The organism is Georgenia muralis (assembly GCF_003814705.1).
GTDB lineage: Bacteria > Actinomycetota > Actinomycetes > Actinomycetales > Actinomycetaceae > Georgenia > Georgenia muralis.
This window is the reverse complement of sequence record NZ_RKRA01000001.1, coordinates 869,001-889,729: the sequence shown is the minus strand read 5'-3', so window position 1 is coordinate 889,729 and position 20,729 is coordinate 869,001. Positions and strand designations below refer to the sequence as shown.

Annotated in this window: 19 protein-coding genes and 1 pseudogene; 15 read left to right on the top strand and 5 right to left on the bottom strand. The window is 72.1% G+C overall.

Features of this window, described 5'->3' with window-relative positions:
* The first annotated feature begins 66 nt into the window (after positions 1-66).
* Positions 67-927 (top strand): carbohydrate ABC transporter permease, encoded by an 861-nt coding sequence (locus tag EDD32_RS03830; RefSeq protein ID WP_246006242.1) that lies wholly within the window; start codon positions 67-69, stop codon positions 925-927.
* Positions 928-1,028: 101 nt separating this feature from the next.
* A complete protein-coding gene (locus EDD32_RS03825) occupies positions 1,029-2,381 on the top strand; it encodes an ABC transporter substrate-binding protein (protein ID WP_123914759.1) in 1,353 nt (450 codons plus the stop codon).
* 124 nt (positions 2,382-2,505) lie between these two features.
* On the opposite strand, the gene EDD32_RS03820 is transcribed toward EDD32_RS03825, so the two are convergent.
* From EDD32_RS03820 to EDD32_RS03810, 3 genes are all read right to left on the bottom strand, one after another.
* Entirely contained in the window at positions 2,506-2,898 is a 393-nt protein-coding gene (locus EDD32_RS03820) for a TA system VapC family ribonuclease toxin (protein WP_123914757.1), read from the bottom strand.
* Positions 2,895-3,125 carry a hypothetical protein gene (locus EDD32_RS03815; RefSeq protein WP_123914755.1) on the bottom strand — a complete coding sequence of 77 codons (231 nt, stop codon included), beginning with the start codon at positions 3,123-3,125 and terminating at the stop codon, positions 2,895-2,897. Before EDD32_RS03815 ends, EDD32_RS03820 begins: the two co-directional genes overlap by 4 nt.
* Before the next feature lie 79 nt (positions 3,126-3,204).
* Positions 3,205-4,368, bottom strand: coding sequence for a mandelate racemase/muconate lactonizing enzyme family protein (locus EDD32_RS03810; protein WP_123914753.1), 1,164 nt, complete (start codon positions 4,366-4,368; stop codon positions 3,205-3,207).
* 147 nt (positions 4,369-4,515) lie between these two features.
* Between EDD32_RS03810 and EDD32_RS03805 the strand changes: the two genes are divergently transcribed.
* From EDD32_RS03805 to EDD32_RS03790, 4 genes are all read left to right on the top strand, one after another.
* Positions 4,516-5,529, top strand: a complete 1,014-nt coding sequence (locus EDD32_RS03805; protein WP_123914751.1) for an AEC family transporter — start codon at positions 4,516-4,518, stop codon at positions 5,527-5,529.
* Between the two features lie 131 nt (positions 5,530-5,660).
* Positions 5,661-7,055, top strand: a complete 1,395-nt coding sequence (locus EDD32_RS03800; protein WP_123914749.1) for a pectate lyase family protein — start codon at positions 5,661-5,663, stop codon at positions 7,053-7,055.
* On the top strand, positions 7,052-8,116 hold the full coding sequence (locus tag EDD32_RS03795; RefSeq protein WP_123914747.1) for a pectinesterase family protein: 1,065 nt from the start codon (positions 7,052-7,054) through the stop codon (positions 8,114-8,116). Before EDD32_RS03800 ends, EDD32_RS03795 begins: the two co-directional genes overlap by 4 nt.
* A gap of 247 nt (positions 8,117-8,363) precedes the next feature.
* Positions 8,364-9,527 carry an acetylesterase gene (locus tag EDD32_RS03790; protein WP_246006241.1) on the top strand — a complete coding sequence of 388 codons (1,164 nt, stop codon included), beginning with the start codon at positions 8,364-8,366 and terminating at the stop codon, positions 9,525-9,527.
* A gap of 4 nt (positions 9,528-9,531) precedes the next feature.
* Here the strand turns inward: EDD32_RS03790 and uxaC are convergent, their stop codons facing one another.
* A complete protein-coding gene (gene uxaC / locus EDD32_RS03785; protein WP_123914743.1) occupies positions 9,532-10,959 on the bottom strand; it encodes a glucuronate isomerase in 1,428 nt (475 codons plus the stop codon).
* A 157-nt stretch (positions 10,960-11,116) separates the two neighbouring features.
* On the opposite strand from uxaC, the gene EDD32_RS03780 reads away from it, so the two are divergent.
* From EDD32_RS03780 to EDD32_RS03765, 4 genes are all read left to right on the top strand, one after another.
* Positions 11,117-12,679, top strand: coding sequence for a mannitol dehydrogenase family protein (locus EDD32_RS03780; protein WP_123914741.1), 1,563 nt, complete (start codon positions 11,117-11,119; stop codon positions 12,677-12,679).
* Between the two features lie 110 nt (positions 12,680-12,789).
* Entirely contained in the window at positions 12,790-13,059 is a 270-nt protein-coding gene (locus tag EDD32_RS03775) for a type II toxin-antitoxin system TacA family antitoxin (protein WP_123914739.1), read from the top strand.
* A 176-nt stretch (positions 13,060-13,235) separates the two neighbouring features.
* A complete protein-coding gene (locus EDD32_RS03770) occupies positions 13,236-13,592 on the top strand; it encodes a GNAT family N-acetyltransferase (RefSeq protein ID WP_211338714.1) in 357 nt (118 codons plus the stop codon).
* A 4-nt stretch (positions 13,593-13,596) separates the two neighbouring features.
* The gene (locus EDD32_RS03765) at positions 13,597-14,055 is read left to right on the top strand and encodes a protein-tyrosine phosphatase family protein (RefSeq protein WP_123914735.1); all 459 of its coding nucleotides are present in this window, start codon (positions 13,597-13,599) and stop codon (positions 14,053-14,055) included.
* A 70-nt stretch (positions 14,056-14,125) separates the two neighbouring features.
* On the opposite strand, the gene EDD32_RS03760 is transcribed toward EDD32_RS03765, so the two are convergent.
* Positions 14,126-15,691 (bottom strand): UxaA family hydrolase, encoded by a 1,566-nt coding sequence (locus tag EDD32_RS03760; protein WP_123914733.1) that lies wholly within the window; start codon positions 15,689-15,691, stop codon positions 14,126-14,128.
* Between the two features lie 100 nt (positions 15,692-15,791).
* On the opposite strand from EDD32_RS03760, the gene EDD32_RS03755 reads away from it, so the two are divergent.
* From EDD32_RS03755 to EDD32_RS19985, 5 genes and pseudogenes are all read left to right on the top strand, one after another.
* Entirely contained in the window at positions 15,792-16,799 is a 1,008-nt protein-coding gene (locus EDD32_RS03755) for a LacI family DNA-binding transcriptional regulator (RefSeq protein WP_123914731.1), read from the top strand.
* A gap of 78 nt (positions 16,800-16,877) precedes the next feature.
* Positions 16,878-17,264 carry a hypothetical protein gene (locus tag EDD32_RS03750; protein ID WP_123914729.1) on the top strand — a complete coding sequence of 129 codons (387 nt, stop codon included), beginning with the start codon at positions 16,878-16,880 and terminating at the stop codon, positions 17,262-17,264.
* A gap of 5 nt (positions 17,265-17,269) precedes the next feature.
* A complete protein-coding gene (locus EDD32_RS03745) occupies positions 17,270-17,611 on the top strand; it encodes a helix-turn-helix domain-containing protein (protein WP_123920142.1) in 342 nt (113 codons plus the stop codon).
* Between the two features lie 158 nt (positions 17,612-17,769).
* Complete coding sequence (locus EDD32_RS03740) at positions 17,770-19,041, top strand: complex I 51 kDa subunit family protein (RefSeq protein WP_123914727.1); 1,272 nt, start codon at positions 17,770-17,772, stop codon at positions 19,039-19,041.
* Between the two features lie 10 nt (positions 19,042-19,051).
* A pseudogene (locus EDD32_RS19985) lies at positions 19,052-20,677 on the top strand ([FeFe] hydrogenase, group A); the annotation flags it as partial.
* Positions 20,678-20,729 lie beyond the last annotated feature (52 nt).

The following is a 20,729-nucleotide window of genomic DNA, read 5'->3' as shown; positions in this document are numbered from 1 at the left end:
GCATCCGAGGTCCTGACGCCGGCCGAACCCCGGCGCCCGGAGACCCTGACCGAGATCGCCGACTCCATGCCCGACGGCGGGCGCCAGCGCGGCGAGTGGGGCGGCCGGGCCCGCTCCACGATCAAGCACATCCTGCTCATCGCGGCGGGGTTCGCGATGGTCTACCCGCTGCTGTGGATGGTGGCCAGCTCCTTCAAGCCGGACGCCCTCATCTTCCGTGAGCCGGGGCTGATCCCGAGCCAGCCGACGGCCGAGAACTACGGTCGCGGCTGGACGGCCCTGCTCAACCCGTTCAGCCACTACCTGATGAACTCCTTCATCCTCGTGGCCGGGTCCGTGATCGGGAACCTCGTGTCGACCTCGCTCGCCGCCTACGCCTTCGCCCGGCTGAACTTCCGGCTCCGCGGGCTGTGGTTCGGCATCATGCTCATGTCGATCATGCTGCCGATCCACGTCATCATCGTGCCGCAGTACGTGCTCTTCTCCGAGATCGGCTGGATCAACACGTTCTGGCCGCTGATCGTGCCGAAGCTGCTGGCGACGGACGCCTTCTTCGTCTTCCTCATGGTCCAGTTCTTCCGCGGCATCCCCAAGGAGCTCGATGAGGCGGCCCGGATCGACGGGGCGGGCCACATCCGGATCTTCTTCCAGATCATGCTGCCGCTCTCCTTGCCGGCCCTGGCGACGACGGCGATCTTCACCTTCATCTGGACGTGGAACGACTTCTTCGGCCAGCTGATCTTCCTCACCGACCCGGCGATGTACACCGTGCCGATCGCGCTGCGGACCTTCCTGGACTCCACCGGTGAGAGCTCGTGGGGACCGATGTTCGCGATGTCGGTCATCTCGCTCCTCCCGCTCTTCCTCGTCTTCCTCTTCGGCCAGCGATACCTGGTCAAGGGGATCGCCACCACGGGGATCAAGTAACCATGCGCACCACAGCAAGCCCGGGGACCGACGAAGGTCCCCGGCCGGACGGCCGCACCGTGGCCGCTCTGCCGACCTGCGAACCGCACAGGGAAAAGATGATGAGACTCAACAAGACGAACCGACGCGGCACCGTCCTCAAGGCGGCGGCCCTGGTGATGGCCGGCTCGCTGGCGCTGAGCGCGTGCGGCCAGGCCGAGAACCTCGAGGAGGACGCCGAGGGTGGCGCCGCCGAGGAGAGCTCGGCAGCCGGCGGCGAGAATGCCGCCGGTGGCGAGGCCGAGATCCGCTTCTCCTGGTGGGGCTCGGACTCGCGCCACCAGCTGAACCAGGACCTCATCGACGCCTTCATGGAGGAGTACCCGGACATCACCGTGGTGCCCGACTACACCGACTGGGGCGGCTACTGGGACAAGCTCGCCACCCAGACCGCCGGCGGTGACACTCCTGACGTGCTCATGCAGGAGGAGCGCTACCTTCGTGAGTACGCCGACCGCGGCGTCCTGGCCGACCTGAGCGAGTACGACATCGACACCTCCGCGATGGACGAGGCGCTCGTCTCCTCCGGTGAGCTGGACGGTGGCCTGTACGGCCTCGCGACGGGCGTCAACGTCCGGGTGATGATGGCCGACCCGCAGATCTTCGAGGAGGCCGGCGTCGAGATGCCGGACGACACCACGTGGACGTGGGACGACTACCACGAGCTCATGGTGCAGATCGCGGAGAACACCGAGGGCTACGGCGCGCAGGACTACGGCTTCATCGAGCCCGACCTGGCCATCTGGGCCCGCCAGCACGGCCAGGCGCTGTGGGACGAGAACGGCGAGATCGGCGTCGACGCCGAGCTCGTCGCCGAGCTGTGGGAGCGCTCGCTGAAGATCATCGAGGACGGCGGCGCGCCGCCCGCCAGCGAGGCGCTGGAGATCGACGCCGGCGGCCCGGAGCAGTCCCTCATCGCGACGAACCGCGCCGCTGTCGCCCGGTTCTGGACCAACCAGCTCGAGGCCATCTCCTCGGCCTCCGGCCGCGACCTCGAGATGCTGCGATACCCGGGTGAGACCGAGTTCGAGCGCACCGGCCTGTTCCTCAAGCCGGCGATGGCCATCTCGATGTCGGCCGAGTCGGAGTTCCCGGAGGCGTCGGCCACGTTCATCGACTGGATGCTCAACAGCGAGGAGGCCGGCAAGATCCTCCTCTCCGACCGCGGTCTGCCCGCCAACGAGGACGTGCGTGCGGCGATCCTGCCCGAGCTGGGCGAGGCCGAGCAGTACGCGGCCGAGTTCATCGAGGACGTCAGCGCCGACATCGAGGACGCTCCCGCCCCGCCGCCCGTCGGCGCCGGTGAGGTCGCCGCGATCCTGGCCCGCTACAACGAGCAGGTGCTCTTCGGTCAGATGGAGCCCCTCGCCGCCGCCGAGGCCTTCATCGAGGAGGCCACCTCGGTCACCGGCTGATCACCCCCGGTCGGCGTCGGCCACCCGCTGACGCCGGCCCGGCACAGGCTGGCACCGGCCTTGTCCGGACCGGGTGCCACGACGGCGCCACTCCCTCGGGGGTGGCGCCGTCGCCGCGTGCGGGTCAGGGGATGACGAGTGTCGTCTCAGGTCGAAGGGTCGCCAGTGCCCGGTCGAAGGTCGCCAGCTTTCCGCCATGGGCGGCGGCGAGCTCGGAGAGATAGACGTCGGTGACCCGGCGGTGGCCCTGCAGGCCGGACAGGGCGACGTCCTTGTACGAGATGTCGTCGGGCCAGAAGCGGCACCCCGGGTGCGCGCTGATCCGGTCGAGCAGGGCTGCGGCGGTGGTGGGGCTCTCGCCCATCCGCAGCACGAAACGGACCAGCGCACCCTCGATGACCGGGCACACGGCGAAGGTAGGAACGCTCGCGAGCCAGCGGCCGGCCCGGTCGTGGTGCTCGTGCTCCGCGACCACCAGGGCGATGAGCACGTTCGCGTCGAGGAGACAGGGGCTCACTCGTCGTCCAGGACGTCTGCCACCTCGGTGGAGGTGATGCGCCGTCCGAGCGAGAGGACCGGCAGGCCGGTCTGCTCGTCGGTGAGAAGCTCGACCGGGTTGTCCAGCTGCGCCAGGCCCCGGACCGTGAGGTCGACGAGGACGGCGGAGAGGGACGTCCCGCGCTGAGCCGCCAGCTCACGAGCCCGACGATGCACTGCCGGTGGAAGGTCGATCGTCGTGCGCATGGGTGCATCATAGGTGATGCACCTGTGATGCACCTGTGATGCACAAGCTTGCACCAGGTCGCGCGGGCAGCACCACTTCTTACGCGAGGGAACGCATCACCTCGATGAGGTCCTTCTTGCCCTCGAACCCGATGCCCGGCAGGTCCGGCAGGGTGACGTACCCGTCGACGACGGCGACGCCGTCGGGGAAGCCCCCGAAGGGCTGGAACAGGTCCGGGTAGGACTCGTTGCCGCCGAGCCCGAGCCCCGCGGCGATCGCGAGCGACATCTGGTGCCCGCCGTGCGGGATGCACCGGCTCGCGGACCAGCCGTGCTCGGCGACGACGTCGAGGACCCGCAGGTACTCCACGAGCCCGTAGGACAGGGCGCAGTCGAGCTGGAGCCAGTCACGGTCCGGCCGCATGCCGCCGTAGCGCAGCAGGTTGGCCGCGTCCTGGGCCGAGAAGAGATTCTCCCCGGTGGCCAGGGGTCCGGCGTAGCGCTCGGCGACGGCGGCGTTGAGCGCGAAGTCGAGCGGGTCCCCGGGCTCCTCGTACCAGAACAGGTCGTAGGCGCTGAGCGCGTCGGCGTAGGCGAGCGCGGTGTCGCGGTCGAACCGGCCGTTGGCGTCGACGGCGAGCTGCCGGCCAGGGCCCAGCACGTCGAGGACCGCCTCGATGCGGCGCAGGTCCTCCCCGAGCTCGGCGCCGCCGATCTTCATCTTCACCACGCGGTACCCGCGCTCGAGGTAGCCGCGCATCTCGTCCTGCAGCGCCGAGACGTCCTTGCCCGGGTAGTAGTAGCCGCCCGCGGCGTAGACGAAGACCCGGGGGTCCGCGGTGCCGCTGCCGTACCGCTCGGCCAGCAGGTGGTGCAGCGGCCGCCCGGCGATCTTGGCGACGGCGTCCCACACGGCCATGTCGAGCGTCCCGACGGCGACCGAGCGCTCCCCGTGGCCGCCGGGCTTCTCGTTGGTCATCGCCGTCGCCCAGATGCGGTGCGGGTCGAGGTTCGTGCCGTCGTCGTCGAGGAGGGAGCCGGCGTCCGCGGCCAGGACGCGGGGGATGAACCGGTCCCGCAGGAGCGCGCCCTGGCCGTAGCGGCCGTTGGAGTTGAAGCCGTACCCGACCACCGGGCGGCCGTCGCGCACCACGTCGGTGACGACGGCGACGAGGCTCAGCGTCATCGAGGAGAAGTCGATGTAGGCGTTGCGGATGGGCGAGCTGATGGGGAGCGTCCGCTCCCGGATGTCGACGATGCGCATCGTGGGTCTCCCGGCAGGCTGGCGGCTGGTGTCGTGTAGTCTAGCGGAAGCGCTTTCATGCGCGTCGGCGCGACCCGGGCCCTGGACGCCGCGGGCGGGCGGGCCCGGCCGGGCGCCGGCAGATGACAGGACGACGGGAGACGGGGCGTGGCCGGGATCCTCACGGGCTTCGCGATCCTGCTGGTCCTCGTCACGATCGGGTACCTTGCCGCCCGGCGCGGCACCCTGCCGCCCGGGAGCCAGGAGGTGCTGGCGAAGGTCGCGTTCACGTACGCCTCGCCGGCGCTGCTGTTCAGCACGCTCCTCGACGCGCCCGTCGAGACGGTGCTGTCGCTCCTGCTCGTCGGTGTCGCGCTCTCGAGCGCCCTCGTGGCGCTGGTCTTCGTCGTCGTGGCGACGCTGTGGCGGCGCCGCGCCGGCGAGCTGGTGATCGGTGCGCTGGCGTCGTCCTACGTCAACGGTGCCAACCTCGGCATCCCGATCGCCTTCTACGTCCTCGGCGACGCCTCCTACGTCGCGCCGGTCCTGCTCTTCCAGCTCGTCCTCGCCGCACCCGTCGCCCTGGCCGTGCTCGACATCGTGGCGGACCGGACGGCGCGGGCGGACCTCGCGGACCGTTCGGACCGGGCGGACCGTTCGGACCGGGCCGGCACCGACCGCCGAGCGGGCGCTGCCGGCGCCCACCACCCCGACCGCCGCGCGCGCCTGTCCCGGTGGACCCGGCCGCTGCGCAACCCCCTCATCGTGGCGTCGGTCCTCGGCCTGGCCGCCAACCTGCTGGACCTGGACCTGCCCGACTGGGTGACCGAGCCGGTCTCGCTGCTGGCCGGCGCCGCCGTGCCGCTCACCCTGCTCATCTTCGGGATGTCCCTGCGCGGCATGCGCCTGGGCGTTGCCGACTTCTCCCGCGACGTCCTGCTCGCGACCACGCTCAAGGTCGCCGTGCACCCGGCGGTGGCCTTCGGCGTGGGGAGCCTGCTGGGTCTGTCCGGTCGCGAGCTGCTCGCCCTCACCGTCATCGCGGCGCTGCCCGCCGCCCAGAACATCTACGTCTACGCCGTCACCTACGACGAGTCGCGCAGCCTGGCCCGCAGCACCGTGCTGCTCACGACCGTCCTGGCGCTGCCGGCGATCGTCGTCGTCTCGGTCCTCCTCGGTTGAGGCCCGGCTCGCCGTCCACATCGCGAGCCCGCCGCCCCGCCCCTCTTGCCCCGCTTTGCCCCCTGTGTGAGGGTTACGCGTAAACGCTTACGCCAACGGTGGCGTGGGCACGGGACAAGGGAGCTCGTCGCATGCAGGTACGACGTACCACCAGAACGCTGCTGCCCCTCGTGGCGGCGACGTCGGCCATCGTCCTGGGGCTCGACGCCCCGGCGTCGGCCGAGAGGACCGACGAGCGCAGCAACAACGGCACCTTCGGGGTCGGCCAGCCGCGCGGAGACCTCGGCAGGACGGTGCTCGGCGAGAACGACGGCTGGGCCGCCGCCGAGGGCGGCACGACCGGCGGCGCCGCCGCGACCGAGGAGAACGTCTTCCACGTCGACACGTGGGCCGAGCTCCAGGCGGCCCTGGGCGGCCCCGGCGCCCGGAGCAACGACACCGCGAAGATCATCTACGTCGAGGGCGAGCTCAACGCCTTCGAGCGCGCGGACGGCACCGTCACCACGTGCGAGACGTTCGAGGAGGCGACTGGCTCCAGCCAGGACGACTACATCGCCGCGTTCGACCCGCAGACCTGGGACTACACCGTCACCGAGGACGAGCGCGAGGCGCTCCAGGCCCACCAGGACGAGGCCGCGAACGCCCAGGCGGCCCAGACCCAGCAGCACATCGGCTCCAACACCACCGTCGTGGGGGTCGGTGACGACGCCCGCATCGTCGGGGCGAACCTGCGGATCCGCGACGCCGACAACGTCATTGTCCGCAACCTCACCGTCTCGGACTCCACCGACTGCTTCCCCGAGTGGAACCCGAGCGACACCGGTGCCGGCAACTGGAACTCGCGCTACGACAACATCTCGGTGTGGACGTCCACGCACGTGTGGATCGACCACAACACCCTCGACTCGGGCGCGATCCCGCCGTCGCAGCTGGACACGGTCTACGGCCGGCCCTACGAGGTGCACGACGGCCTGCTGGACATCACCCACAGCTCGGACCTGATCACCGTGTCGTACAACGAGTTCGGCGAGCACGACAAGACCATGCTCATCGGCTCCTCCGACGGACGCACCCAGGACCGCGGCACCCTGCGGGTGACCCTGCACCACAACAACTGGACCGACATCGGCCAGCGCGCCCCGCGGGTGCGCTACGGCCAGGTGCACGTCTACAACAACCTCTACACCCAGACGACGTCGGAGGGCTTCAGCTACTACTGGGGCGTCGGGCGCGAGTCGCAGATCGTCGCGGAGAACAACGTCGTCGAGCTCGCCGAGGGCTCCGAGCCGGCGGACATCATCGCGCTGTGGACCGACCTGTCCCGCGGTGAGGCGATGACGGAGACCGGCACGATGATCGACGGCCGGTGGGCCTCCGCGCTCGACCTGTACAACGCGGCGGCGGACACCGAGGACCGCATCCCCTCCCCGGCGACCTGGGACCCCACGCTCCACGAGCGGATCGAGCCGACCCCGGCCGTCAGGGCCACGGTGGAGCTCCAGGCCGGCGCGGGGGTGCTGCGATGAGGCGCCCTCTCGCCACCGCTGCCGTGAGCGCCGGCATGCTCGGCCTCGTTGCGCCGGCGGCCGCCGCCGACGTCGCAGCCGCAGCTGCCGCGGCGACGACGATCGTCGTCGCCCAGGACGGCAGCGGTGACGTCACCACGGTGCAGGCCGCCGTCGACGCGGCACCGGCCGGGTCCACCGAGGCGGTCGAGATCCTCATCCAGCCGGGTGTCTATCGCGAGGTGGTCAAGGTCGGCCGCGACAAGCCGAACCTGTCGTTCATCGGCGCGACCGGGGAGCCCGAGGACGTCGTCATCACGTACGACAACGCCGCCGGCACGCCCAAGCCGGACGGCTCCGGCACCTACGGCACCACCGGCAGCGCCACGGTGACGCTCGCCGGCGCCGGCTTCACCGCCGAGTCCGTGACGTTCGAGAACGCCTTCGACGAGCAGGCGAACCCCGAGATCACCAACCGGCAGGCCGTCGCGGTCAAGACGACGGCGGACCGGATGGTCTTCGACGACGTCCGGTTCGTGGGCAACCAGGACACGCTCTACCTGGACTCGCCGAACGCGACGACGCCGGCCCGCGTGTACGTCCACGACTCCTGGATCGAGGGCGACGTCGACTTCATCTTCGGCCGGGCGACCGCCGTCATCGAGGACTCGACGATCAAGGCGCTCAGGCGCGACAGCGACCCGAGCGGCTACATCGTCGCGCCCAGCACCTCCTCGGAGGACCGGCTCGGGTTCCTCATCACCGACAGCAGGCTGATCTCGAACGCCGGGCCGGACAGCTACTTCCTCGGCCGGCCGTGGCGCCCGAGCAGCTACCCGACGGCGGAGCCGCAGGTGGTCGTGCGCGAGTCGTTCCTCGGCAACCACATCAAGGACGACCCGTGGACGTCGATGTCGGGCCGTGACTGGGCCGACGGGCGGGCGCTGGAGTACCGGAACTGGGGCCCCGGGGCCGAGATCAACGCCGACCGGCCGCAGCTCGGCGACGAGGAGGCCGCCTCGTACGAGGTGGCGGACCACCTCGCCGGCGACGACGGGTGGGACCCGACGCTCGGCCGCTGACGTGACGTGACCGCCGCTCGTCCACCACGAGCCCGGTCACGTCGACCGCAGCCTGAACCGCTGCCCGCCGCGACCGATCGCGGCGGGCAGCGCGGGTGTCAGGTCTGCGAGGCGAGCCGGTCGACCCGGTGTCACGAAATCATGACAGTCGTTCCGTGGAACGAGATCGTGCCATCCTGCTGGTCAGACCCCGCAGGTTCCGCAACAGTGGCGCGACCGAGACGACCGAGGAGTGCTCGTGACCACGATGGCCAGGCCGAGCGCGATCGGCGGCTACGAGGACTGGCCCGGCTGGACCGCCGGTCGGCCGCTTCTCGACGGCGACGACCTCACCAGCCGCCTGGCGGGCGCCCTCGGTGTACCCGCACCCGGGGCTGCGCCCGCGGTGCGGACCGTGCAGGAGTGGGAGCGCGACGGCGTGTCGGTCACCGAGGTCGAGTGGTCCACCGGGGTGGGGCCGACCACCCGCGCCTGGACAGCCCGGCCGGCCGGCGTAGAGCGGCAGCTGCCCGGCGTGCTGCTCCTGCACTGTCACGCGGGCGTGAAGTCGATCGGGGCCGAACGCCTCGTGCGGGTGGCCGAGCCGACCGTCGTCGCCGAGCGCGTGCGCCGCAGGCTCTACGAGGGCCGGGCGCTGGCGGAGGACCTCGCCCGACGCGGGTTCGTCGTGCTCGCGCACGACACCTTCGCCTGGGGCTCGCGCCGCTTCGTCCTCGACCCGCCGCCGGCGAGCATCGCCGGTCCGGTCGCCCTGGCCCGGGCGGCGCTGGCCGCCGAGACGGGCCCGGACGACGACCGCGGCGTCGACGTCGTCGGCGACGCGTACGACGTCGCGGCGAGCCTCCACGAGCACGTCGTCGCCAAGGCGGCGGGCCTGCTCGGGACGTCGTTCGCCGGGATGGTCGCCCACGACGACCTCGTCGCCCTCGCCGTCCTGCGCGCACTGCCGGGCGTCGATCCCGATCGCACGGCCGTGGCCGGCTTCTCGGGCGGCGGTGGCCGGGCCGGGACCCTCGCGGCCCTGGACCCGCGGGTCCGGGCGAGCGCCGTCGTCGCCATGATGACGACGACGGAGCCGCTGCTGCCGGCCTACGCCGACGCCCACTCGTGGCTGCTCGCCACCCCCGGCCTGCTGCACCGCACGGGGCTGCCGGAGATCGCCGTCGCCCGGCGTGCGCACGACCTGCTCGTGCTGTCCTTCGACGGCGACGAGCTCTTCCCGCCAGACGGGGTGCGGGCCGCGCACGCCGAGCTCCGGGACCGGTTCGCGGGGCGGCGGGGCGGTGCCTCGACCGGCTCGCCCGCCGCGACCGGCTCGCTCGAGGAGGCGATCCTGCCTGGCGGACACGCGTTCAGCGCCGTCGCGCAGGAGAGGGTCGGCGCGTTCCTCGAGCGCTCCCTCGCCGGCTGAGCGCCTACCGCAGCGCCGGGTACGCCGCCCGCGGCAGGTGGTAGGCGAGGTCGACGGCGGTCTCGACGGCCTCGTCGAGGTCGATCCGGTGCTCGGCGACGAGCCGTGCGAGGTAGCCGGCGTCGATGCGCCGCGCGAGGTCGTGCCGCGCCGGGATGGAGGCGTAGGCGCGGGTGTCGTCGACGAACCCGGTGGTGTTGTAGAACCCCGCGGTCTCGGTCACGGCCTCGCGGTAGCGGCGCATGCCGTCGGGGGAGTCCAGGAACCACCACGGCGCGCCGAGCCGCATCGCCGGGTACACCCCCGCGAGCGGGGCGAGCTCGCGCGAGAACGTCGTCTCGTCGAGGGTGAAGACGATGAGCCCGAAGCTCGGGTGGTGCCCGAACGCCTCCAGTACCGGACGCAGCGACCGCGTGTACTCGGTCGCGACCGGGATGTCGTAGCCCTTGTCCGGGCCGAACGTCGCGGCGACGGCGGCGTCGTGGTCGCGCAGCGAACCGGGGTGGAGCTGCATGACGAGGCCGTCCTCGGTGGACATCCGCGCCATCTCGAAGAGCATGTGACCGCTGAAGGCCTGGGCCTCGGCGTCGGTCGCCTCCCCGCGGCGTGCCGCGGCGAAGATCCGCGCAGCCTCCTCCGCCGGCAGCTCGGTGGTGTCGGCCGAGAGGTGGCCGTGGTCGGTGGCGCGGGCACCGGCGGCGACGAAGGCCCGCCGCCGCTGGCGCAGCGCCGCGAGATAACCGGCGTAGTCGGAGGCGTCGACGCCGGAGACGGCGCTGAGCTCGTCGACGAGCCCGGTCCAGTCCGGCCGGGTCACGTGCAGCAGCGGGTCGGGCCGGAACGTGGGGACGATCCGGTCACCCCAGCCCTCCTCGGCGAGCGCCGCGTGGTGGGGCAGCTCGGAGGTGGCGGGGTCCGTCGTCGCGAGGATCTCGAGGTTGAACCGCTCGAACAGCGCGCGCGGCCGGAACTCCGGGCCGGCGATGCGCTCGCTCAGCTCGTCGAAGAGCGCGTCCGCGGTCTCGGCGGAGGGGCGCCGCGTCACCCCGAAGACCTCGACGAGCTCGTGCTCGAGCCAGTACCGCGTCGGCGTGCCGCGGAAGAGGTGCCAGAGCTCGCAGAAGCGCTTCCAGATCGTGCGGGCGTCGGTCTCGACGGCGACGCCCGAGTCCGCCGTCACCGGCCGGACGCCCATGTCGGCCACGGTCATGCCCTGCGAGACGAGCATGCGCACGAGGTAGTGGTCCGGGACGACGAGGAGCTGCGCGGGGTCGGGGAAGGGCTGGTCCTCGGCGAAGACGGCGGCGTCGACGTGCCCGTGCATCGACACCAGCGGCAACGACGCCGTGTGGCTGTAGATCTCCCGCGCGATCGGCCTGAGCTCGCCGGCGGGAAGGGCTCGGTCGGGGTGCAGGGTCCAGTGGTCGGTCATGCGAAGTGCTCCTCGGGTCTGGCGGCAACAGCGGCGCCGGCGCTAGCATGTAAGCGCTTGCACGCGTGACTTGCCCAACGTACCAGCAACGGGCGGCCCCACCGAAGGGGTACCCCGGGCCGGGTCCGCACCCGACGACCAGACGGAGCTCTCCGCCATGACCGCGCGACTGACCCTCACCACCCTCGACCGGCTGCCCGCGGCGGTGGCCCGCCCCGCCGTCGACCCGCGCGAGGTCGGCGTCGGTGGCGTCCACCTCGGCGTCGGCGCCTTCCACCGCGCCCACCAGGCCGTCTACACCGAGGACGCCATGGCCGCCGCCGGCGAGACCACCTGGGGCATCCACGCCGTCACCCAACGCTCGCCCCGGGTGGTGGAGCAGCTCGCCCCGCAGGACGGGCTCTACGGCGTCCTCACCAAGGGCCTCGGCGGCGGCGGCGCCCCGACGGCGTCCATGCGGGTCATCGGCGCCCTGCGCGAGGTCTCCTTCCCCGGGGAGCAGACCGGCGCCGTCCTCGACCGGCTCGCCGCACCGACGACGCACGTGGTCACCCTGACGGTGACCGAGAAGGGCTACCGCCGCGCCGGGGGCCGGCTCGACCTCGCCGACGACGACGTCCGCGCCGACCTCGCCGCCCTCTCCGCCGAGCTGCGGACCGGGCGGGCCGAGGACGCCGCCGCACGGTCCGCGATCGGGATGCTCGCCCGGGGCCTGGCCCGCCGCGCCCTGCACGACGCCGGCCCGATGACGGTCGTCATCTGCGACAACATCGTCCACAACGGCGCCATGCTCGAGGGCCTCGTGGCCGACTTCCTCACGGCCGCCGAGGCCCCGCGCGCCGAGGAGGTCGCCGGTTGGGTGCGCACCCACGTCGCCTTCCCGTCCACGATGGTCGACCGGATCGTGCCGGCCACCACCGCCGAGCACCGCGCCGAGGCGCAGGCGATCACCGGGGTCGAGGACCACGGCCTGGTCGTCGCCGAGCCGTTCACCCAGTGGGTGATCGAGGACCGCTTCGCCGGCCCGCGCCCGGCGTGGGAGCGGGCCGGGGCCACCCTCACCGACGACGTCGCCCCCTTCGAGGACGCCAAGCTGCGCATCCTCAACGGCTCGCACTCCTACCTCGCCTACCGCGGCGCCGTGCTCGGCCACCGGACCATCGCCGAGGCCGTGGGCGACCCGCGGCTCCTCGCCGACGTCACCGCCTTCATCGACGACGACGTCATCCCCACCCTGGCCGCGCCGCCCGGGCTCGACCTGTCCGCCTACCGCGACTCGGTGCTCGAGCGCTTCGCCAACCCGGCGACCGGGCACACGACGATCCAGGTGGCGATGGACGGCTCGCAGAAGCTCCCCGTCCGGCTCCTCGGCACCGCGACCGACCGGCTCGGCGGCGGCGCCGTGCCGCACCAGGTGGCCAGGGCCGTGGCGTCGTGGATGGTGTTCGTGGACCGGACCGCCGACGGCGACCTCGTGCTCGACGACCCGCTCGCCGCCCGGCTGCAGGCCGCGGTGGGTGGTGCGGGCGCGGCGGGCGGCTCTGCTGGTGGTAGCTCTGCTGGTGGTGGCTCTGTGGGTGGTGGCCTCGCGGACCGGCTCCTCGACGTCGGCGAGATCTTCCCGGCCGACCTCGCCGACGACGACGCCTTCCGTGCGGCTGTGCGCGAGCAGGTGGCCGACCTCCAGGCGGAGCGGGTGGGCAGCGCACGCCGGCCCTGACCCGTCGCCACCTCACGGGCCGCCATTCAGAAGCGCCCGCGACCTCGTGATCCACAGCCTCTGGAGTTGTGCCGTACAACTCCCGTACAGTTGGTGCCGGAGGCGTGGAGATGGCGACGAAGAGCAAACGGCTGGAGATGCGGGTCGACGAGGAGACGAGCGCGCTGCTCAGTCGCGCCGCCTCGCTGTCGCGCGAGCCGGTGTCGACCTTCGTGACGCGGGCCGCCCGCGCGGAGGCAGGCCGGGTGCTTGCCCGGGCGGACGTCACGCTCATGCCGGCCGAGCAGTTCGACGTCTTGGTGGAGAGTCTGGAGCGAGCTGACCGGGCACCGGCGCTGGCACGGGCAGCAGCACGGCGTCGACGGTTCGACCGTGCATGAACCGGCCGCGTCGATCTGACGAGCAGCACTTCCTGTCAGAACCACTGTCGCCGGAGCACCGACACGACGACTTCTCATGCGGTCGCACCTCGCTCGACCTGTGGCTCCGTCAACACGCCCTCCGGGCACAGCGGGCGGGTACCGCCCGGACCCACGTGTGGACCGTGCGGGGAAGCATGTCGGTCAGGGCCTACTACGCCGTCGCTCCCACGCAGCTGAACCGGGAGGACGGACTCTCGCGCTCGATGTCGGCGGGGTACACCTCTGTTCCGGCGTACCTGGTTGCCAGGCTGGCCGTCGACCTGGAGCTCCAGGGTCGAGGCCTTGGTGCCGAGCTCCTCCTCGACGCTCTCGAGCTGATCGTCGAGGCCGCCGAGCTCGGCGGGGGCAGGCTGGTCGTCGTGGACGCGATCGACGAGATGGCGCGTGCCTTCTACGAGCACCACGGCTTCACGCGAATCGGCGGAAGTGATCGGCTCGTCATCAAGGTGGCAACCGTTGCCGACGTGCTCCGGCGCTCGAAGAGGTTGTGAGGACGTGGGCGCAGCGTGGGAACCCGGTGGGGCAGGGGTACTCGCCCTGCCGTCGGGCAGGCTCGTCCGTGGCCGGTCGCTGCGCGCGCTGCCGCCCGGCCCGCCGCCTCAGTTCGCGCTCTACCTCGCCGCGCGACCGGTCGCGCCCGCGCAGTGGGAGAGCCGGTGGCTGCGCTGGCTCGACTTCCGGCTTCCCGCCGATCCCGGAGCGGTGGCGGACGCCCTGCGCGAGGCGTGGCAGCGGGCAGCCACGGAGCGCGTGGAGATCGCGTGCGCCGGCGGCCTCGGGCGCACCGGTACCGCCCTGGCCTGCCTGGCAGTCCTCGACGGCGTCCCGCCGGGCGAGGCCGTCGCCTTCGTGCGGGAGCGCTACGCCCGCCGCGCCGTCGAGACAGCCGGGCAGCGGCGGTTCGTGCGCCGCTTCGGCGGTCTCGCCACGAACGATCCCTCTGTTGCCGAATGATCCCCGCACACCACTCTCACTCGGCGACACCGCTCTCGCTCGGCGACGGGGTGATCGCTCGCGGTGCCGGTCAGGTCACGGCCCCCAGCTGCCACGGCACGAACTCCTCCTGGCCGAGGTCGAGCTCCTCGCTCACCGACGTCTCGCCGGACGCCACCGCGATGATCTTCTCGAAGATCTCCTCGCCGACCTCGGTCAGCGTCGCGGTGCCGTCGACGATGCGCCCGCAGTTGAGGTCCATGTCCTCGTGCATGCGCTCGTACATCTCGGTGTTGGTGGCGAGCTTGATCGTCGGTGCCGGCTTGGAGCCCAGCACCGAGCCGCGGCCGGTGGTGAAGCAGACGACCGTCGCACCACCTGCCACCAGCCCGGTGACCGAGACCGGGTCGTACCCGGGGGTGTCCATGAACGCGAAGCCCACGCCGCGCTCGATCGGCTCGGCGTACTCGTAGACGGCGGAGAGCTCGGCGGTCCCGCCCTTGGCGACGGCGCCGAGGGACTTCTCGAGGATCGTCGTCAGCCCGCCGGCCTTGTTGCCGGGGGAGGGGTTGTTGTCCAGCGTCCCACCGCCGGCCGCGGCGTAGTCCTTCCACCACGCGATGCGGTCGAGCAGCTTCCGACCGACCTCCTCGCTCACCGCCCGGCGGGTGAGCAGGTGCTCGGCGCCGTAGACCTCCGGGGTCTCGGCGAGCACCGAGGTGCCGCCGGCCCCGACGAGCAGGTCCGAGGCGTGGCCGAGCGCGGGGTTGGCCGTGATGCCGGAGTACCCGTCGGAGCCGCCGCAGTTGAGGCCGAGGACGAGCTCGGAGATGTCGACGTCCTCGCGGCGCGCCTGGTCCACCTCGGGCAGCATGGCGCGGATCTTCGCCACGGCCTCGCGGACGGTGGCACGCACGCCGCCGCTGTCCTGGATCGTCATCGTCTCCACGTGGAGGCCCTCGGGCAGGTCCAGGCCCGCGGTCAGGGACTGCACCGGGATCATCTCGCAGCCCAGCCCGAGGACGAGCAGGCCGCCGAAGTTCGGGTGGTGGGCGTACCCGCGCAGCGTGCGCAGGAGGGTCTGCCCGCCGTTGGAGTCGGGCACGAGGCCGCAGCCGGAGCCGTGGGTGATGGCCATGACGCCGTCGACGTGCTCGAACTCGTCGAGGACCCCGATGCCGCGGAACTGGTCGGCGATCATCTTCGCGGTGCTGGCCGAGCAGTTGACCGAGGTGATGACGCCGATGAAGTTGCGCGTGCCCACGCGCCCGTCGGCCCGGCGGTAGCCGCGGAAGGTCCGCCCGCGCATCGTCGGCGGCACCGTCACCCGGGCGGTGCCGAACTCGTAGTCGTGCTCGCCGTCGTCCATGGCGAGGTTGTGGCCGTGGACGTGCTCGCCGGGGAGGATCTCGCGAGTGGCTCGGCCGATCGACTGGCCGTACTTGCGCACCTGACCACCCGCGGCGACGACGCGCACGGCGAGCTTGTGGGCGCGCGGGACGGTCGCGGCGACGACGAGCGGCTCGGCGCCCTCGCGCTCGAGCACCGTGCCGGCGAGCAGGTCACGGGTGGCGATCGCGACGTCGTCGTCGGGGCGCAGGAGGATCGTCGCCTCCGCGAGCGGAAGCGATGTCGTGGTCCGGAGCGTGTCTGACATGAGAACCTTTCCGTGGACCTCTCCCCAAGAGGCAAATGGCCCGGTACGCTAGGCGTAAGCGCTTTCATCGTACCGTCCCCGCGAGAGGAGGACCACCCCCATGGCGACCATCCACGACGTCGCGCGCGAGGCGGGGGTGTCGATCGCGACCGTCTCCCGCTCGCTCAACGGCGCCGCGCGCGTGAACCCCGAGACCCGGCGCCGCGTCATCGAGACGGCCGAGGCGCTCAACTTCCGCCCCAACCTCGCCGCCCGTGGCCTGGCCACCGGCAAGCTCGGCAACGTCGGCGTGCTGCTGCCCGACGTGTCCAACCCGTTCTTCGGCCCGATCGTCGCCGGCATCGCCCAGGTCGCGCAGGAGCGCCGCTTCGGGATGTTCCTCGCCGACTCGCGCGAGGACCCCTCCGTCGAGCCCGAGCTCGTCGCGCGGCTGAGCCAGCAGGTCGACGGCCTCATCCTCATCGCCTCGCGCCTGGAGGACGACGACGTCCGCGTCTTCGCGCAGCGCCGCCCCACCGTCCTGGTCAACCGCCTCGTCGACGGCGTCGACGGCGTGGCGATCGACGCCGCCCAGGGCATGGACGACCTGCTCACCCACCTCGCGCGCATGGGTCACACCTCCGTGCTCTACCTCGACGGCCCGGCCGCCTCGCGGTCGGGCCGGGCGAAGCGCGCCGGCCTCACGGCGGCCGCCGACCGGCTCGGGGTGGACCTGCGCATCGCCGGCCCGCACGCGCCCACCTTCGCCGGTGGCCGCGCCGCCGCACAGAAGGTCGTCGACTCCGGTCGCACCGCCGTCATCGGCTTCGACGACCTCATCGCGTGGGGCCTGCTCACCCGGGTGCGCGAGATGGGCGTCGACGTCCCGGGCCGGCTGAGCATCGCCGGCTTCGACGACTCCCTCGACGAGGGCATGGTCACCCCGGGCCTGACGACGATCGCGGCCCGCAGTGGGTCGATGGGCACCATCGCCGCCGAGATGCTCGAGCGGCGCCTCGCTGACGTCACCCTGCCGCCGGCGTCGGAGCTCCTCCGCTCCACCCTCGTCGTCCGCGGGTCGACCGGGCCGGTGGAGAGCACGCGCGAGGCGGCCCGCGCCATCGGCTGAGGCCAAATCGGCAACTGGGGCTGTCGTCACCACCAAGATGCGTTGCGGGTCATATGATTTTCGCGTCATACTGAGTGGATGCTGGTCGACTGGAACGACGACTTCCAGCGGATGCTTGACGATCTTGAGCGCAAGGCCACCGGCGGTGACTGGTCGGCGCAACGGAAGCTGGACCTCATCGCAGCCCAGATCCAGTACATCGAGGAGCTCGACGACGAGCCACGCGACGAGAGTCCGACTCTCAGGCGGGTCAGGCAGTCGAAGAGGTACCCGGTCTGGCGCTTGTCGCATCCGTTCGAACCTGGAATCGCCGTGAGGACGATCGTGTGGTTCATGGACACAGAGACCGCGGTGGTGGTGCTCTTCAGCGGCGACAAAGCGGGGATGGGTGATGTGTTCTACGACAGCGTAGGCACCCGGGCCGATCAGATCATCGAGAAGTTCATGCAGGAGGACGGGAAGTGAGCCCCATGGAGAGGTCACGCTCCACGCGCGGGAACGATTGGCTCAAGGAGCGTCTGTCTGACCCGGAGCGCGCGACTGAGGTCGCCAAGATCCGTGCGGGCATGGCAGAGGAGGACCGCATCTACGCGATGAACCTCGCCACCGTCCGCAAGGCGGGCCAGCTCACTCAGGAGGAGCTGGCGAAACGGCTTGGTGTGGGCCAGGACGCCGTCTCTCGCACCGAACACCGCGAGGACATGTTGCTCTCGACGCTCCGCAACTACCTACATGCCGCGGGGGCCGTCGATGTGGCCATCACGATGACCGTCGGCGGGCGACGCGTCGAGCTCGACATCGACGCACCGTGAGTGGAACGGAGGGCTCGGTCGCCTGCATTCGAGGGTGATTCGTCCGAAAGGACGGACGGCCCGGGTCCGGCGCGGTTCCCCGTCGTAGCGTGAAGACGCCGCCCCGGTTCCGTGGGCGGCGCGAGGAGCGCCCGGCGCCCGGGCGCAAGGAGCGCCCGATGACCGTGCGTACCCCGTCCACACCCGGCTCAGCCGTGCGTACCCCGTTGACCCTGGCCGACGTCGAGGTGGGGGCCGGCCTGCGCGCCGCGCTCGCGATGGCCCCCTCCGACGTCGTCGACGCCGTGACCGGCTCGGGTCTCAAGGGCCGCGGCGGAGCGGGTTTCCCCACCGGGCTGAAGTGGGCGCTGGCCGCCGGGGCGCCCGCGCCGGACGGGCGGCGCTACGTCGTCTGCAACGCGGACGAGGGCGAGCCCGGAACCTTCAAGGACCGCGTCCTCCTCGCCGAGCTCGCCGACCTCGTCCTCGAGGGCATGACCATCGCCGGGCACGCGATCGGCGCGGCCGAGGGGATCCTCTACCTGCGCGGTGAGTACGTGTACCTGCGCGAACACCTTCTCACCCGCCTCGCGGCCCGCCGCACGGACGGCCTGCTCGGCGCGGACGCCCTCGGCCCCGGCGCCCCCTTCGACATCCGGCTCCACCTCGGCTCCGGCGCTTACGTGTGCGGGGAGGAGACCGCCCTGCTCGAGAGCCTCGAGGGCCGACGCGGCGAGCCGCGCAACCGCCCGCCCTTCCCCGTCATCAGCGGGCTGCACGGCGCGCCGACCGTGGTCAACAACGTCGAGACCTTCGCCTGGGTGACGGCGATCCTCGCCCGCGGGCCGGAGTGGTTCGCCGCGATCGGCACCGACCGGTCCACCGGGCCCAAGCTCCTCAGCGTCTCCGGCGACGTCGAGCGGCCGGGCGTCTACGAGTTCCCCCTCGGGGTGCCCATCGGGGAGGTCCTCGCCGCGGCGGGCGGGCTGGACGCCCGCGCCGTCATCGTCGGCGGTGCGGCCGGCCGGTGCGTGCCGGCCACGGAGTTCGGCCGGGCGATCAGCTACGAGGACGTCGCCACCGGCGGCGCCGTCATCGTCCTCGGCCCCGACCGTGACCTCCTCGAGGCGGCCGAGAACATCATGAGCTTCTTCGCCGACGAGTCGTGCGGGCAGTGCACCCCCTGCCGCGTCGGCAACGTCAAGATCCTCGAGGGCATCGCGATGCTGCGGGCCGGCACCTGCACCGCCGAGCACCTGGCGGACCTCGAGCGCCTCGGCGCGACCATGCAGGTGGCGTCCAAATGCGGGCTCGGCCAGTCCAGCCCGAACGTCTTCCTCTCGATCCTCGAGCACTTCGGGGACGAGCTCGTCCTGACGGGGACGGCGCCCACCGTCCGCACCGTCCCAGCCGCCACCCCCCGGGCCGTCGCACCCGCGCCGGCCATCTGAGGAGCCCGCCATGGTCGCCCAGGCCACCCCCGCCCCGTGGGCCCCGCCCACCGCGGCCCCGACCGCCGCGCCGGTCGCCGTCACCATCGACGGCCGTCCCGTCGAGGTCCCCGCCGGCACGTCCGTCCTCGATGCCGCAAAGCAGGCGGGCATCCGGATCCCCACCCTGTGCCACCACCCCGACCTGCCCGACGCCGGGGTGTGCCGGGTCTGCGTCGTCGAGATCGAGGGGCAGCGGGCCCTGCAGGCCGCGTGCGCGTACCCGCTCACCGTGCCGGTCGAGATCCGCACGCACAGCCCGCGCGTGGCCCAGGCCCGCCGCGACGTCGTCGACCTCATGCTCTCCGAGCACGCGGGGGAGTGCCCCACCTGCGCGCGGAACGGGAATTGCGAGCTGCAGGACCTCGCCGCCGAGCACGGCGTCGACTCCTGGCGCCTGGGCCGGCGCACCGAGCCGACCGGCCGGCAGGACCTCCTCGGCCCGTCTGTGACCATCGACCTCGACAAGTGCGTCCACTGCCTGCGCTGCGTGCGCACGTGCGCCGAGCTCCAGGGCATCGGAATCCTCGGCGTCCTCGGCCGCGGGGACGCCACCACCATCGGCACCTACCTCGACCTGCCGCTGAACCAGCTCAGCTGCATCGGCTGCGGGCAGTGCATCAACCGCTGCCCCACCGGTGCCCTGCAGGCGGTCGACGACACCGCCGCGGCGTGGTCGGCGCTCGCGGACCCCACCAAGCACGTCGTAGTCCAGACCGCACCCGCCCCGCGCGCCGCGATCGGCGAGGAGTTCGGCCTCGAGCCCGGCACGGCCCTGACCTGGCCGCTCAACACCGCCCTGCGCGAGGTCGGGTTCGACCGCGTCTTCGACACCAACTTCGCCGCGGACCTCACCATCATCGAGGAGGGCGCCGAGCTCCTCTCGCGCCTGTACGACAACCTCGTCCGCGGCGACACCACCCGCCCGGTGCCCATGTTCACCTCCTGCAGCCCGGGATGGGTCAAGGACATCGAGCACCGCTACCCCGACCTGCTGCCGCACATGTCCACGTGCCGCTCCCCGCAGCAGATGTTCGGGGCGCTCATCAAGACCTGGTACGCCGACGCCAACCACCTCGACCCCGCCGACGTCGTCTCGGTCTCCCTCATGCCCTGCACCGCCAAGAAGTTCGAGGCGGCCCGCCCCGAGCTCTCCCGCGACGGCCGGCCCGACGTCGACATCGCCCTCACCACCCGTGAGGCCGCGAAGATGATCCGCCAGCGCGGCATCGACCTGCCGGCCGAGGCCGGCTCGGACTTCGACAACCCCTTCGGCACCGCCACCGGCTCCGGCGTCATCTTCGGCGCCACCGGTGGGGTCATGGAGGCGGCCCTGCGCACCGTGATCGAGCTCGTCACCGGCCGGCCCGCCGAGGAGTACTTCACCCACGCCGACGTCCTGCCGGTGCGCGGGTTCGACGGCGTCCGGCTGGTCGAGGTGACCATCGACCAGGTCGGGCCGGTCCCGGACCTCATCGCCCACCTCGTGCCGGACCTGGAGTGGCTGCGCGGGGCGACCCTGCGCCTGGCCGTGGCGCACGGCACCGCCAACGCCCACCGCATCCTCGACGACATCCGTGCCGGCGGGGAGTTCTCCCGCTGCCACTTCATCGAGTTCATGGCCTGCCCCGGCGGGTGCCGCGATCCAG

Bases quoted from the DNA above. Each gene is read 5' to 3' on its own strand.
- EDD32_RS03830 (WP_246006242.1), top strand. From the start codon at position 67: ATGCCCGACGGCGGGCGCCAGCGCGGCGAGTGGGGCGGCCGGGCCCGC.
- EDD32_RS03825 (WP_123914759.1), top strand. From the start codon at position 1,029: ATGAGACTCAACAAGACGAACCGACGCGGCACCGTCCTCAAGGCGGCG.
- EDD32_RS03815 (WP_123914755.1), bottom strand. From the start codon at position 3,125: ATGCGCACGACGATCGACCTTCCACCGGCAGTGCATCGTCGGGCTCGT.
- EDD32_RS03810 (WP_123914753.1), bottom strand. From the start codon at position 4,368: ATGCGCATCGTCGACATCCGGGAGCGGACGCTCCCCATCAGCTCGCCC.
- EDD32_RS03800 (WP_123914749.1), top strand. From the start codon at position 5,661: ATGCAGGTACGACGTACCACCAGAACGCTGCTGCCCCTCGTGGCGGCG.
- EDD32_RS03795 (WP_123914747.1), top strand. From the start codon at position 7,052: ATGAGGCGCCCTCTCGCCACCGCTGCCGTGAGCGCCGGCATGCTCGGC.
- EDD32_RS03790 (WP_246006241.1), top strand. From the start codon at position 8,364: ATGGCCAGGCCGAGCGCGATCGGCGGCTACGAGGACTGGCCCGGCTGG.
- uxaC (WP_123914743.1), bottom strand. From the start codon at position 10,959: ATGACCGACCACTGGACCCTGCACCCCGACCGAGCCCTTCCCGCCGGC.
- EDD32_RS03780 (WP_123914741.1), top strand. From the start codon at position 11,117: ATGACCGCGCGACTGACCCTCACCACCCTCGACCGGCTGCCCGCGGCG.
- EDD32_RS03775 (WP_123914739.1), top strand. From the start codon at position 12,790: ATGGCGACGAAGAGCAAACGGCTGGAGATGCGGGTCGACGAGGAGACG.
- EDD32_RS03770 (WP_211338714.1), top strand. From the start codon at position 13,236: ATGTCGGTCAGGGCCTACTACGCCGTCGCTCCCACGCAGCTGAACCGG.
- EDD32_RS03760 (WP_123914733.1), bottom strand. From the start codon at position 15,691: ATGTCAGACACGCTCCGGACCACGACATCGCTTCCGCTCGCGGAGGCG.
- EDD32_RS03755 (WP_123914731.1), top strand. From the start codon at position 15,792: ATGGCGACCATCCACGACGTCGCGCGCGAGGCGGGGGTGTCGATCGCG.
- EDD32_RS03750 (WP_123914729.1), top strand. From the start codon at position 16,878: ATGCTGGTCGACTGGAACGACGACTTCCAGCGGATGCTTGACGATCTT.
- EDD32_RS03745 (WP_123920142.1), top strand. From the start codon at position 17,270: ATGGAGAGGTCACGCTCCACGCGCGGGAACGATTGGCTCAAGGAGCGT.
- EDD32_RS03740 (WP_123914727.1), top strand. From the start codon at position 17,770: ATGACCGTGCGTACCCCGTCCACACCCGGCTCAGCCGTGCGTACCCCG.